Annotated in this window: 9 protein-coding genes and 1 pseudogene; 3 read left to right on the plus strand and 7 right to left on the minus strand. The window is 58.1% G+C overall.

The genetic code is table 11. The annotated features are described in order from the left end of the window. Positions 1-192 (minus strand): annotated as a pseudogene (locus K334_RS14520) (IS1380 family transposase); the annotation flags it as partial. Between the two features lie 215 nt (positions 193-407). On the opposite strand from K334_RS14520, the gene K334_RS14845 reads away from it, so the two are divergent. After that, entirely contained in the window at positions 408-602 is a 195-nt protein-coding gene (locus K334_RS14845) for a hypothetical protein (RefSeq protein ID WP_154655588.1), read from the plus strand. Between the two features lie 2 nt (positions 603-604). After that, positions 605-1,156: an MptD family putative ECF transporter S component gene (locus K334_RS0109775; protein ID WP_025882018.1), complete on the plus strand. Its 552-nt coding sequence runs from the start codon at positions 605-607 to the stop codon at positions 1,154-1,156. Between the two features lie 4 nt (positions 1,157-1,160). Here the strand turns inward: K334_RS0109775 and K334_RS0109780 are convergent, their stop codons facing one another. The 6 genes from K334_RS0109780 to K334_RS0109810 all read right to left on the minus strand — a co-directional run bounded on the left by K334_RS0109780 (position 1,161) and on the right by K334_RS0109810 (position 12,780). Continuing rightward, positions 1,161-3,770: a DUF8487 domain-containing protein gene (locus K334_RS0109780; RefSeq protein ID WP_027444885.1), complete on the minus strand. Its 2,610-nt coding sequence runs from the start codon at positions 3,768-3,770 to the stop codon at positions 1,161-1,163. A gap of 116 nt (positions 3,771-3,886) precedes the next feature. Then, positions 3,887-6,010, minus strand: coding sequence for a S46 family peptidase (locus K334_RS0109785; protein WP_027444886.1), 2,124 nt, complete (start codon positions 6,008-6,010; stop codon positions 3,887-3,889). Between the two features lie 324 nt (positions 6,011-6,334). Further along, positions 6,335-7,825, minus strand: coding sequence for a polysaccharide biosynthesis C-terminal domain-containing protein (locus K334_RS0109795; protein ID WP_027444888.1), 1,491 nt, complete (start codon positions 7,823-7,825; stop codon positions 6,335-6,337). A 12-nt stretch (positions 7,826-7,837) separates the two neighbouring features. Further along, complete coding sequence (locus K334_RS0109800; RefSeq protein ID WP_025882022.1) at positions 7,838-9,064, minus strand: spore maturation protein; 1,227 nt, start codon at positions 9,062-9,064, stop codon at positions 7,838-7,840. A gap of 213 nt (positions 9,065-9,277) precedes the next feature. After that, complete coding sequence (locus K334_RS0109805; RefSeq protein ID WP_025882024.1) at positions 9,278-11,359, minus strand: TonB-dependent receptor; 2,082 nt, start codon at positions 11,357-11,359, stop codon at positions 9,278-9,280. Between the two features lie 569 nt (positions 11,360-11,928). Beyond that, entirely contained in the window at positions 11,929-12,780 is an 852-nt protein-coding gene (locus tag K334_RS0109810) for a LicD family protein (protein WP_238319205.1), read from the minus strand. Between the two features lie 162 nt (positions 12,781-12,942). Between K334_RS0109810 and K334_RS0109815 the strand changes: the two genes are divergently transcribed. Beyond that, entirely contained in the window at positions 12,943-13,989 is a 1,047-nt protein-coding gene (locus tag K334_RS0109815; protein ID WP_025882028.1) for a glycosyltransferase, read from the plus strand. Positions 13,990-14,105: the final 116 nt, after the last annotated feature.

Raw genomic sequence — 14,105 nt, forward strand, 5'->3', positions numbered from 1 at the left:
ACATGAACCGCCACAGAAGTAGATACTCATGAGAGAACGGATGATTTCGCTGTACTGATAACCGAACGATCTACACCTTAGACCGAGGGTTGAGTCGATGACAGATGATAATGTGGAGTCAAATTGCTCCATGATTGAAAATAATCCCCCAAAAGGAGTGAGTCTCTCAGATTTAATTTGTATCTTCGCCATGTCTATCGTTGGATTCTCTTGTTTTTTTTTGCAACACTAAGATAAGTGAAAATTCTGACATGGCAAAATCCTGAGCAACTTTTTGTTGCTCAGGTACTTAAAAAGTTTAATTTATAATAGTGTTGCGGAATTAAGGTTTACCTTTTATATGTTGTAAAGAAATCAGAAAAAGTCCTCATTTGTAGGGATAAAACGCCCTTTTTGCATAATCAAACATGGGAAAACGTAAAATTATAATCTGTCAGATGGCAAAAGCAAGGGGGTTGATGGTATTGATATCGCTTGCTGGAGGGGCCTTGTCGGCTTGTCAATCATCTGTTTTAGGTATTGTTCCGTATTGGCATTTCGGTTATTTTTGGCGATATGGAAGGCATGGCGGCAGTGTCATGTCTGGCTTTAATACCTTTTGAAAATGAAAAATAACAGAATCATCGGCATGGTTTGTGCCGTCATTGTCTACCTGCTCAGTTTGTTGGCAGCGTCGCTTCCCGGTTTTCTTTCTCCTTATTTGTGGACGGCCAGTCCCGTCGTAGCCGCGCTGCTGTGCGCCTTTTCCTACGTCTGGCTGGCCCGGCGGTGGCGCGGCCCCGGGCTGGGTGCCGCGCTCTCGCTGGTCTTTGCCGTCTTTCTTTTGGCCTTCGGCGAGGTCGACATGCGGACGGCCGTCCTCATGGTGATGGTCGGTGTGCTCTCCGATGTGGCGCGTCGGTTCTTCGGTTCGGAGTCCGACAAGAGCCTCTTCCGGGCCTATCCCATCCTCGCCTTGGTCCCCGTAGTCCGCTTCCTGCCCCTTTGGGCGGACGTGCAGGCCTACTATGAGGGCGCCGTCGAGGAGATGGGACAGGACTATGCCCATGTCATTTTTTCGCTGTCGACCCCCTGGATGGATGTCGCCGTGGTGCTGTGCACGCTGCTCGCTGGTGTGGCGGGCGTGCGGTTGGCGGCAAAGTTGTGGAAAAGCTGACCGCTCAATACTGCGAAATGTTGTCCAATCGCTCCATCTTCGCTTCGTCCGAAGCGGTGTGGAGCAGCCTTTCCAGCTGGCCGAAGGTGGCATAGTGTGAGGCCGGCCGGAAGGCGTCGGACTGCATGTAGCGCAGCAGGCTGTTGGTGAAGGCCCGTCCTTCGGGATAGCGGCAGGCCCGCGCGAGGTCGCTCATGCAGAGCAGCAGCTTGCCCCGGCCCACCGAGAACTCCATGACAAGCCCTAACTTGTGGTTGCGTTCCACGTTGTCGATGACCTGAACGATGGGCAGATAGGCCTTCGGGAGTGCGTCGAGTACGAGCGGCCGGCTGTTCTTGACGACGGGAAACCACTGCCAGTCGGTGTGCTCCGCAGTCGGAAAGGCTTGGAAGAGCGGATGTTTCGGGTCGGTGAGGAGGCCCAATGTGCCCGGCGAAACAGGCTTCTTGTTGTTCTCGGAGATGGTCTTGAACATGCGGTAGTTCCAATAGTCGGTCTGAAAGAGCGGGCCTACGGTGTTGGCCGCGAAGGCCGCCGAGTCGGGTGTCCACAGCACGCGCGCCCCCTTTTCCAGCCTTCTGACAGTCTTCTCGTCCATCACGGTGACGCAGACAATGCCCTTCGGTTCCGTCTCCTGTAGGCCGTCGACGGGATATACCCATATCTTATACCGATTCCGGCCTATCCCCGGCTGCTTCATGCCCGTGTCGTCGATGAATCCCAGTTCGAGTGTCAGACACGACGGCTCCCTGACGGCCGACAAGTCCAGGTCGATGGAGTCGGCGAGCGACAGTCCGAGCGGCGTCGCGCCCCGTCCGATGGTGCGGAAAAGCGGTTTGTTCCTTCCCGTTTCATCGGTCAGCTGTACATACATGCCCATGTTGTTGAATCTCTCACCGCTGTAGTTGGCCACCTTCACGGCCGCCTTCAGCCGTTCGTCGCCGCGGAAGCACAGCTTGTCGCTCACCAGCAGCGGCACCACCGGCGAACAGAACTCGCGCCATTCTTCGGGCGTGGTGAATCCCTTGCTGTCCATGAAGGCGTCGAGCATGCCCACATAGGCGCTCCCTTGGCCCGGATAGTCCTGCAGGTCGAGCAGCTGGAAGCCCGCCATCTCCGCCGTTCTGAGGTCGGCTTCGACGTCGGCCTTGTAGAGTTCGAAGGCCCATCGGCCGCTGGCCCGCTTGAAATCCTTGGCCTGCGGCAACATGCCGGTGCGCTCCAGCCGCCTGCGGAACACGTCGATGTTGTAGGCTCGCAGCACCCCCGTGTACTTCTTGGCTTCGTCGAAGTCGGGGAAACTCTGGAACTGGCCGGTCTCATGGCTGATGACAGGCACGTTGGAGGCGCGGCAGGCCTCGTCGAAGTCGAAGCTCGTGTTGGGGTGTTGGTGGTTGATCAGCCCTCCGTCGGCGGCGTCGACAAAGGCGAAGCTGCCCCGGGTGTGCGTGCCGTAGGTGCCCCAAGGCTCCCCGCCCACACGACAGGTGGTGAAATAGTCCATGCCCGGCTTCACGCCTTGGTAGCCCAGGCAGTGGTTGCTGCCGAAGGTGAAGAGCATTTCGGGCGCCAACCGTCGGAAGTCGGCGACGAACTCCTGCATCTTTTCCGCGCTTCCCCACAGCTCGTTGCCCAGGCCCATCATCACGAACGACGGGTGACGGGCGTATTCTGTCAGCATGTTGACGCCCTCCTTGTGGAGAAAGTCCATCAACACCGTGTCCTTGTCATTGAAATCGCCCCACAGCGGCAGCTCGGGTTGCAGGTAGAGGCCCAGGCTGTCGGCCGCGTAGAAGGCCTGTTCGGACGGGCACCACGAGTGGAATCGGATGTGGTTGATACCATACGCCTGCAATTTCTGCATGTAGTCGATCCACGACTGCCGGTCCATGGCCACGTGGCCCGTGAGCGGCCACACGCAGGCGTCGTGCTTGCCCCGAAGAAACACGGGCTTGCCGTCGGCCATGAAGCGGCGTCCCTCGGCGCGGAAGCCCTTGAATATGGGCGCAATCTTCGAAGGCAGGTCGGCTTTCAGCACGGCGTTGCGGTTCACGTTGGCGATAAACATGCTGCCGATGACGCCGTTCCAGTTGGTCTGGGTGTCCTCGGTCATGGCGTGACTGCCGGCATACACCTGGGCAGGTTGCCCGTGGGCGTTGTCCACGACGATGGTCAGGCGGTGCCGTCCGGCCTTGTTGATGGGCAATGAGAAGCGTTGCGGCGTGGAGATGTCGTTGCTGCCGCCCACACGTTGGCCGTCGATGAAAATCTCGGTGGTCTTCGTCCGTTCGAGAAAGAGCTGCCGAACGGCGCCCCGGAGCGTCCAGCCGCGGGGGATGGCGATGTCGCGTTCGTAGCGGGCGCGGCCCCGGTAGGCGTGGAGACGGGTGAGATGCGTGGTCTCCGTGGTGTCGGCGGGGGCGTAGCCCAGGCCGTTGGTGTCGGTGGTGCCGGGCAGTCGGACGGTCGTCGTCACGAGTTTGTCGGCCGGCAGCGGCTTGCCTTCGGCGTCGTCGAGCAGCGTGCACTGCCATGGGCCCGAGAGGTTGATGACCTGGGCCTGCGCCGTCGTGGCGCAGGCGAGGGCCAGAAGAAAGATGATGATTTGTTTCATAAGTAGATTTGTTTATCAGTAGAATGGTCTATAAGTCGAGTCGTTGCATGCGTGGATGCGTTTCATGAATGGAGTTGACGAGTCGTCGGTCGGCGAGTCGTCAACTCTTCCACGCTCTACCTTGCGTCTATTTCCTTGATCAGTCGGTCGGCGTGCCCCCACTTGTCCATCATGTAGAGCACGTAGCGGATGTCGACGCCGATGCAGCGGGCCAGTCGCTTGTCGAAGTTGATGTCGCTCGACAGGCTGTCCCAGTTTCCGTCGAACGCCAGGCCGATGAGGCGGCCGTTGCCGTCGAACATCGGGCTGCCCGAGTTGCCTCCCGTGATGTCGTTGTTGGTGAGGAAGCAGAGCTGCAGCTTGCCGCTGGTCTTGTCGGCGTAGCGTCCGTAGTCGTCGGCACTCATGAGTTGGTGCATGACAGGCTCGGCCTTGTAGTCGAAGACGCCCGCGTCGCCCTGCTTCATCTTGGCCAGCAGACTCTCGGCCGTGGTGTAGTAGCCCGACGGGCGGCCGCCCAGGTCGAAGCCGCCCACTTGTCCGTAGGAGAGCCGCATGGTGAAGTTGGCGTCGCTGTAGTGGGGCATGTCCTCCTCCATGCGCAGCTTGGCGGCGCAGAGCCAGCGTTCCTGGTCGGCGATGGAGTCGGCGTATTCACGCATGCCGGTGGTCAGCGCGGCGCGCGTCTCGAGCAAGTCCAGACCGAACTGCACGCCCGGGTCCTTCTTGTAGCTCTTCTTGTTGACATAGATCTTCGTGCCGCTCTTCATGAGGAACGACGTCTTGTAGAGATAGTCCACGTAGGCCTGACAGTCGCCGCCGAACTTCCGGTCGATGGTCTTGTAGAAATCGGGCAGATAGGCGGCGTCGGCATGCTCGCGATAGTTCTTGAGCAGCGTGGCCATCACTTCCTTGTCGAGGGGCGCGTCCCACTCTTCGCTGTTGTCCTTGAACAGGATGTACTGCTTCTTCGGATTCTTTTCAGGGCCTTGAATCTCTATCTTGTCGAGCTTGGCAGCCCGTGTGGCAAACTCGCTTGTGCGACGGAAGGTCTCGTTGAAGTAGAGAAGGTTGCGCATGGTGTCGAACCGCCGGGCGTAGAACCGGGCCATCTTGTCGAAGTCGAGCTGCCCTTTCAGGAAGCCGGTGCTGTCCTGCCAGGCGGCGATGCGGTCTTCGTAGGCCTTCTTCTGGTTGATGATGCCGATGGAATCGATGCACTTGTTCATGCCGATGGAGTTCTTCCAGTAGTTGGCGCTCTGCGCGAACTTGGAGTCATACTTGATTCTTACGGCCTCGTCGGCCCGCATGTGGCGCGTCATCACCTCCTGTTTCACGCCGCGCACCTGTGCCCGTGGCGTGTTCTGGGCGTCGCGCATCTCGCGAATGCCATAGCTGGAGAGATAGCGGCTGGTGCTTCCGGGATAGCCCATGGTCATCGCGAAGTCGCCGTCGTTGTAGCCTTGCAGGCTCACCCGCGCCCAATGCTTCGGCCGATAGGGCACGTTGTCCTTGCTGTATTCGGCCGGTCCGTTGGTCTTGGGGTCGGCGTAGACGCGGAACACGCTGAAATCGCACGTCTGGCGCGGCCACATCCAGTTGTCGGTCTCGCCGCCGAACTTGCCCATCGACTTGGGAATGGTGAACACCAGGCGCAGGTCGGGGAAGTCCTGATAGGTGGTGGCGTAGTACTGGTTGCCCTCGTAGAAGGCGTCCACGGTCACGTGGTAGCTCTTGTCCAGCTTCCGGGCCTCCTTGGTCAGCGCGTTTTCGAGCGAATCGACCAGGAAGTTCTGCCGCTCCTTCGACAAAACGCCGAATCCCAGCTTGTCGAGCATGGGCGTGATGTCGCGCTGTTCCACCATGAAGCTCACGAACATGTTCTTGTTGGGCAGCTCTTCGGCGAAGCTTTGGGCCACGAAGCCGTCGCGCAGGTAGTCGTGTTCCACCGTGGAATGGCTGCGAATGCCCTCGAAACCACAATGATGGTTGGTGAAGACGAGTCCGTCCGGACTCACCACGACGCCCGAACAGTGGCCCGAGAAGTTGACCACGGCGTTCTTGACGGCGTCTTTCCCGCGATAAAGGTCGTCGTAGCCCAACTTGAAACCTTCCATCTTCATCTGCTCATACACGGCCTGCGGCAGGTTGTAGAGCGTCCACATGCCCTCGTCGGCATGCGAAGGCAGGAACGAGAGGAGAGAGGAGAGTAGGAAAAAGAGTGCTTTTGATTTTCTCATTGTCTATGTTTTTATTAATGAATTATAGAAATATGATAAGCCTCAGAAGCTTTGGGAAGTTTGACGTGAGTTCCTATAAGAAAGTTGCGTTAAAAAGTTATAAGGTACGAAACAATAAACGCACGTGCGTAGAGGGGTTGAGGGAGTTGCTACTTGTTGTCCCTGGGGGGGGTAAAGACATGTGCTTTTTTGATGATTTATTGATGTCTTGAGGCGAGGGGCTGTGCAATGGGTTTCTGAAAGCAACCCTTTTAGCGTGTAAAAGCAGTCCTTTCAGCTCCTCAAAGCAGCCCTTTCAGCGGCCAAAAGGGCTGCTTTCGGAAACTACTTGCGGAACTTCCTGCCGATGACGGGCAAACTGCCGAGCGGCAGGTCGCGTTTGATGATGACGCCGACGAACAGCAGAATCAGCAGCGTGTTGAAGCCCATGGCCGTCCACGAGCCCCATTGGCGGTTGGCGAAGCTCATGCCCAGGAAGAGAACCACGGCCAGAAGCACGTAGCGGAAGATGTCTTTCAGCGGATAGTTCACGGGATAATACTTCTGCCCGAACACGTAGCTGGCCACCATGCTGACGCCGTAGGCGGCGAAACCGGCCCAGGCGCAGGCCATGTAGCTGAACCGTGGGATGAGCAGGACGTCTATCGTGAGCAGCACCACGCAACCCAGGCCCGAGAAGTAGGCACCCCAGATGGTGCGGTCGGTGAGCTTGTACCAGAAGCTGAGGTTGAAATAGACGCCGAACATGATTTCGGCAGCCATCACGATGGGTATCACCCGCAGTCCTTCCCAGTAGTCGGGGGCCACCACATGGCGCAGGATGTCCATGTAGCCGATGACGCAGAGGAAGGCCAGTAGCGTGAAGATGATGTAGTATTTCATCACCTTGGCATACGTTTCCTTCTTGTCGGCGCTCTTGTTGGCAAACACGAACGGTTCGTAGGCGAAGCGGAAGGCCTGCGTGATGATGACCATGATCATCGCTATCTTGATGGTGCTGCCGTAAATGCCCAGCTGCGCGCGGGCCTCCTGTATGCTGCCGTCGTAGAAATAGGGGAAGATGAGCGTTGAGGCGCTTTGGTTCAGCTGGCCCGCCACGCCGAGAATGAGCATGGGCCACGTGTAGGAGAGCATGCGGCGGCACATCGCCCGGTCTAAGCCGAAGGTGATTCCGCGCATCTCTTTCAGCAGAAGGAGCGTGGTGATGACGCTCACCACGAGGTTCAGATAGAACACAATGCCCACGTCGGGCACGAAGTCGGCGTCGTAAATGCCGAACGCGTTGACGCGCAGCAGGGGGAAAACGATGAGGAAAAGGGCCACGAGGGCCACGTTGATGGCGATGTTGAGGCACTTCAGCGTGGCGAACTTGACGGGTCGGTGCTGGTAGCGCAGGTAGTCGAACATGATGCACGACCACGCGTCGATGGCCACGCAGATGGCCATGGAGCCGATGTACCAGGGATGGTCGCCGTAGCCCATGGCCGTGGCGATGGGCTTGAGAAAGAGGATGACGCCCACGGCGAAGGCCACGGCGACGCCCCCCACCATGCGCAGGGCGGTGGAATAGACCATCCGGGCGTCCTCTCCTTCCTTGTTGGCGAAGCGGAAGAAGGTGGTCTCCATGCCGAAAGTGAGGGCGATGATGAGGATTCCGATGTAGGAATAGACGTTCGTGATGATACCATACTGCCCCCCGCTGGCCACCCATGAGAAGGTTTCGATGGGCACGAGCAGGTAGTTGATGAACCGGGACGCAATGGTGCTGATACCGTAGATGGCGGTATCTTTCAATAAAGACTTCAGATTTGCCATGGTTTGTTTGGATTAAAAGAACAGATAGCACACCGCGATGGCCGCCATCGTGCCGATGAGGTCGGCCAGCAGGCCGCAGGCCACGGCGTGGCGCGTGTATTTGACGCCCACGCTGCCGAAGTACACCGCCAGAATATAGAAGGTGGTGTCGGTCGATCCTTGCAGGACGCAGCTCAGCCGGCCCACGAAACTGTCGGCGCCGTAGGTCTTCATGGCCTCCAGCATCATGCCTCTGGCGCCGCTACCGCTCAGCGGTTTCATGAATGCCGTGGGCAGACCGCCCACGAAGTCGCTGTTCAGCCCCAGCCACTCCACGCCCCGGCGAATGCCGCCGATGACCATGTCCATCGCCCCCGAGGCGCGGAAGACGCCCACGGCCACGAGGATGGCCACGAGATAGGGGATGATGCGCACGGCCGTCGTGAAGCCTTCCTTGGCTCCTTCGATGAAGGCGTCGTAGACGTTGACGCGCTTCCACAGCCCCGCCAGGATGAAACTGACGATGACACTCAGCAGTATCAGGTTGCTCCCGACGCTCGTCACCGTGGCCATCGTGTCCTTGTCCATCCGTCCGAAGCCCCAGATGAGCAGCCCCACAAAGGCCATGATGCAGCCCAGCGTGGCCAGGAGGGCCGGCTGGAGCAGGCTCGTCTTCTGCCACAGCAGCGTCAGCACGATGCCGGCGAGCGTGGCAATGGTGGTCGAAAGTAAGATGGGGATGAATACATCGGTAGGCATGGCGGCCCCGTAGGACGCACGGAAGGCCAGGATGGTGGTCGGGATGATGGTCAGTCCGCTGGTGTTGAGCACCAGAAACATGATCATGGGGTTGGTGGCGGTGTCCTTCTTGGGGTTGAGTTCCTGCAATTGGGCCATCGCTTTCAGTCCGGTGGGCGTGGCGGCGTTGTCCAATCCCAGCATGTTCGAGGCGATGTTCATGAACATGGAGCCCATGGCGGGGTGGTTCTTGGGTATTTCGGGAAAGAGTTTGGTGAACACCGGGCTGAGCATGCGGGCCAACGCGTTGACGGCCCCGGCCTTTTCGCCGATCTTCATGATACCGAGCCACAGCGCAAGCACGCCCGTCAGCCCCAGGGAGGTCTCGAATGCCGTCTTGGAAGAGTCGAAAGTGGAGTCGACAATCTTCTGGAAGACGGTCGTGTCGCCCATCAACAGTCCGATGATCGCAAAGAGAAAAGCGATGACAAAAAAAGCAATCCAAATATAGTTCAGCACCATAATCAAATGCAAAGTTAAGCTAAATGGCGCAAGTTTTCGGTGTTGGGGAGTTAAAGAAGTTAAATGTGGGGGAGTTGTGAGGGGGTGGAGGGGGAGTTGTGAGGGTGTTGGGGTGTTGGGATGAATGTTTAGTCTGACTGTACTGAATCGACTGAATCGCTTTCCAAGTCGATGGTAACCGTTCATCCTCACACCCCTACACCCTCACAACCTTTATAGATTAATCTGAACGGCGCCGCCGGCTACGACCCAAAGGCCGGGCTGGGGCACGTTGCCGATGTCGACAAACTTGCGGCCGGTGAGGTTGTTGCCCTCCAGATATACGTTCCAGGTGGACGCGTTCCACTGCAACTTGCCGTCGAGAAGCCCGTAGGTGCCGTAGCGATGCGACGCGCCGGCCAGGTCCTTGTAGCTTCCCGTGCGGTGTTGCAGGCGGTAGTGCAGGGCCAGTTCGAGCTGTCGCCACAGTTGCAGACGCGCGTTGGCTACGAATTTGTTCTTCAGATACTCCAAGGCGTAAAGACTTTGGATGTCGGAAGGCTCGTCGTGGTGCTGTTGGATATAGCAATAGCTGAGGCCCAACTCGCGCAACAGCCGCTGGCCGCGCAGCAGTAGCCGCATGTCCAGCTTCATCTGCGCCTCCAGACCCACGGCGTTGATCTTGCCGAAGTTGACCGACTTCCACAGCAGGGCGCCCGTGTCGTCCTTCGTTCCGTCACTGATCCAGTCGATGAGGTTGGTGTGATGGTTGTGGAAGACCGACGCCGACGCCGTCACGGCATTGGACGTATAGCGCACGCCGGCCTCCAGGGCGGTCAGTTCCTCGGGCTTCAGGTTGGGATCGGCCAAGTGGCCGCCCTTGCTGTAGTAGAGTTCCGTCACCGAAGGCATGCGCAACGATGTGTTGTAACTGGCGTAAACCTTCAGTCCTTCGCCCACGCGCACACTGGCGTCGAGGCTCGGATAGACGTGCATCGGGCGTTCGCCCCAACTGTTCTTGGCCGCCACAATGCCGCCCGAGAGCGTCAGCCGGCTGAGCAACACGTTGTGTTCCAGCACAAACTGCGTGTTGGTGCGGTTCAGTCCCTTCTTGTATTGACGGCCGGTGCCGTGTATCGGGCGCGGCTGGTGCAGCGGTTCGCCCAAGTTTGTGCTGACGAGGTCTTCATTGCGCAGCTCGGCGGCCACGGCCGTGCGGCCCAGCGACCAGTCCACATAGGCGTTGAGGTTGACGCCCATCACGTCGGTGCGGTGATAGTTGAACGGAATCTTGCCCGTCCGGGCGTCGTCGCCACGCAGCAACTCGAAGCGGTCGTACTGATGGTTCCAGTAGATGGCGGGACGGAAACGGACCCGTCCGCGGCGCGTTTCGGCCTGTAGGGCGGTGAAAGACTTGAAAGTGTGTTCGAATTGGTTGTCGAATTTCGGGCTGTAGAACGTGCTTGAACCGAAATCCTTGAGGCTCATGCCGGCGTGCCAGCTCACGGTCAGGTCGTCGTCGGTGTAGTTGCCTTGGTAGAAAGCCCGTGTCTTTCGGTAGTCGGTGTTGAGCTTTCCCTGGCCATTGCGGGTGTAACCGTCGCTGCGGGCATAGCCTGCCGACAGCTGGTTGTTCCACCTTCCCCGGGCCATGTTGGCCCTTCCGCCCACGCTGAGATAGCCGAAGCTGCCCCCTTCGGCATGTGCCGAGAGGCTGGAGCGCGGTGGCGTCTTCGTCACGATGTTGATGGCACCCAGCAACGACGACGTTCCGTAGACACGTCCGGCCGGCCCTTCCAACACTTCGATGCGCTCGATCTCACTGATGTCGACTGGGAAGTCAGCCACATTGTGGCCCGTCTGCGGGTCGCCAATGTTGATACCGTTGAGCAAAACCGTGATCTGTTCGTAGTTGCCGCCGCGCACGCTCACGTCGGTCTGTGCCCCGCCGGGTCCCCGTTGCCTGACGTCGACGCCCACGGCGTACTTCAACAGATCGTTAACACTTTGCACCGGCGCCGCTTGAATGTCCTCGCGGCTCAGTACAGTTACCATTCTCGCTTGCTGACTCTGCGTCAGCGGCGCCCTCGAACCGGTGACTTGCACCTCGTCGAGCGTCTTCTGCCAGCTGTAGGCGGTGTCGGAGATCTTGGTAAGGTCGTCGCTGATTCCGTCGGCCTTGGCATGGGTCAACGTAGCGACGCTCAACGTACCGATGATCACCTCTTTGCCCAAGCATGAGAAGAGGGCGTAGCCGTGGTTCGAGAAGTGCTTGAACCGCAAACTACTGCGCTTGTTGAAAATCGTTTTGTACATAAAATAAAATAAAAAGAATGCCTTGCTTCCTGCGCAAGACGAGTGCAAAGGTAATAAAAAAGGTAAAAAGGTAAAAAAGTAAAAGGCAAAAGGAAAGGTAAAAAGGTAAAAGGACCCCTTTTTCCTCCTTTTTACTTTTTAGAGAGTGTAAAACAAGCCGTGTCAGGTCGGTTCATGGGAGCATGGCCATGGTGCACTGCGCACTACCGCCAAGGCGGTAGCTGGCGTATCGCCCCAAATGTGCATTGTATTCTGTCTGAACTTCGGACCGCCCGCAACGCACTGGCTGAGACGCCACGTGTTTCTTGTTTAGAACTCCCGTTTTTCATGAAAAGCGAGAGCTGGCCTTTCACGTTGTAAAAGGGCAGCGATTGGACGACAAAAGGCCAGCTGTTGGAAGATGAAAGCAGCCCTTTCATCTTGTGAAAGGGCTGCTTTGGGAATCCAAGGGATGGCGAATCGGACGACAGGCGATCGGCGACTTTTGTTTCGGTGGTTCATTGCCTTGCCGTCGGTGGTTGATTGCCTTGCCGTCGGCGCCTCGCCTATTTGCCATGGGCGCCTCTCCCCTATTTGTATTCGGGATGTTCCTTCTTGTATTCTCGGTAAGGCTTCGTCAGGTCGAGATGGCGGAAGTTCTGCGGGGGAAGCTGCGGGGGCGGCGTCATGTAGTCGCCGTAGCAGTAGCGCAGGTAGCGGTCGGGATTTTGTACGCCCATGAGGGCGTGGCCGCAGAAGCAGACGGGCGTGGGCGTGCCGTAGACTTCGCGGGGCAGGATTCCGCGACAGGGCTTGTTGTCGTGGTCGGCCACGAGCCCCGTCTTCTCGATGGAATACTGCCGCTGAAGGGCGTCGAGACGGCGGTGGAGCCACGACTGTGAAAACAGCCTGTGGCACAGCTTGATGAAGAGGCAGCCGAGGCCGCGCCCGTGCTTGTAGGGGTCGCGCTGGGCGAAATACATCAGACGGATGAGCACGTCGTAGCGGCGGTAGTGGATGTAGCGGGCCAGGGGGTTGCGTGTCATGCCGTCGAGGGGGAACACGTCGACGGGCAGTCCGCCGGCGAAGTTGAAGCAACGGCGCAGGATATAGGTGGTATTCTTGTTCTGAATACGAGCAAAAGCATAGGGATAGTATGGATTCTGCACGCCGCTGACGAGTTCCAGGTGCGGGGGCAGCCACTCGTTGGCGTGGGCCACGAGCCGGTCGTAGTCCTCGCGGGGCATGGCCACGTCGGCGTCGTCGTCCCAGGGCACGAACCCTTGGTGGCGGACGGCACCCAGCATGGTGCCCGCGATGAGATAATAGCGCAGCCCGTGGGCTTGGCAGACGCTATGGATGGATGTGAGGATGTCCAGGAGATACTGTTGCATTTCGCGCGTCTCGGCGTCGGATATCCGTGGTCGTTGTTCTTTCATCATGACGTATCATTACTGTTGCGGGTGCAAAGGTATGAAAAATATACGTAACGTGGCGGCGTTTGAGGGGCAAAAAGGTGGGCTAACGCCATGAAAAACAGGAAAGAAGATGGAATTGTCGCGCAATATCGTTACTTTTGCAAAAACAACGAATAGATATCTCTAATGAAGAATGTTCTGATTGACCTCTCACATCTGGGCACTTACTGCGGCTTCGGCTATGTGGAAAAGGAGTTCAGCAGCCAGCTGGCCTTGCAACTCGACGACCAACTGCATTTCATCCTGATGGTGCCCGAGCGGTTCGTGGGCTTCCTCGGGCCGCGTTTCGACTACATCCGCAAGGAATGTGCCGAGGCCGACCTTGCGGCGTTGGGCAAGCCTGTCGACCTGTGGCACGCCACGACGCAGCTGTTCCGCTTCCGTCAGCATGCTCCGGGGCGGCTGCAGCTATACACCATCCACGACCTGAACTATCGTTACGAGAAGCAGTTCTACAGCGTTTGGAAGCACCAGTGGCGCCAGAAGCGCTACATCGCGCAGTCGGACTACGTGACGACGATATCGAAGTTTGTGGAGAATGAGGTGGCTCGCCACATAGGGTTCCGCGGCAAGGGCCACCGCGTGATCTACAACGGCGTGGGATGGCTGCCGGGACAGCCCATGCGCAAGCCCGACTTCGTGAAGGACGACAACAAGATACTCTTCACCATCGGACAGGTGAGGGACAAGAAGAACTTCATGAAGCTGGTGGAGATGATGCCTTACATGGAGGGCTACACGCTCTACATCTGCGGCGACAAGTGTGTCAAGCGCGGCAAGTACGCCCGACGGCTCGAACGCCGCGTCGCCGAGCTCGACACGGGCCGCATCTTCCTGCCGGGCATTGTCAGCGACGAGGAGAAGGTGTGGCTCTACACGCATTGCGACGCCTTTCTCTTCCCCAGCAGGCTCGAAGGCTTCGGCCTGCCGCTCATCGAAGCGATGCAGTTCGGCAAGCGTGTCTTCTCGTCGCGGATGACGTGTCTGCCGGAGATAGGCCGCGACTATGCCGTCTATTGGGACCGTTTCGAGCCGCAATACATGGCCGAGGTGGTGAAGGAAGGGTTGCGCCGGCCCGCAGATCCCGCCGAAATAGACTATGCACGGACGTACAGCTTCGAGCGATACACCAAGGAATATATCGCGCTTTATAAGGAGTTGTTGGGTTGTTAGGTTGTAGGGGTGTTGGGGTGTTGGGGTGTTGGGTTGTGAGGGTGTTGGGATGAATAGTTGGTTCGTCTATTTGAAGAGACTGCGTTCCTCTCTATAAGATAAAAAAAGGTAACTAT

Origin of the sequence: Segatella baroniae DSM 16972 = JCM 13447 (genome assembly GCF_000426585.1) — a bacterium.
Taxonomy (GTDB): Bacteria; Bacteroidota; Bacteroidia; order Bacteroidales; family Bacteroidaceae; genus Prevotella; species Prevotella baroniae.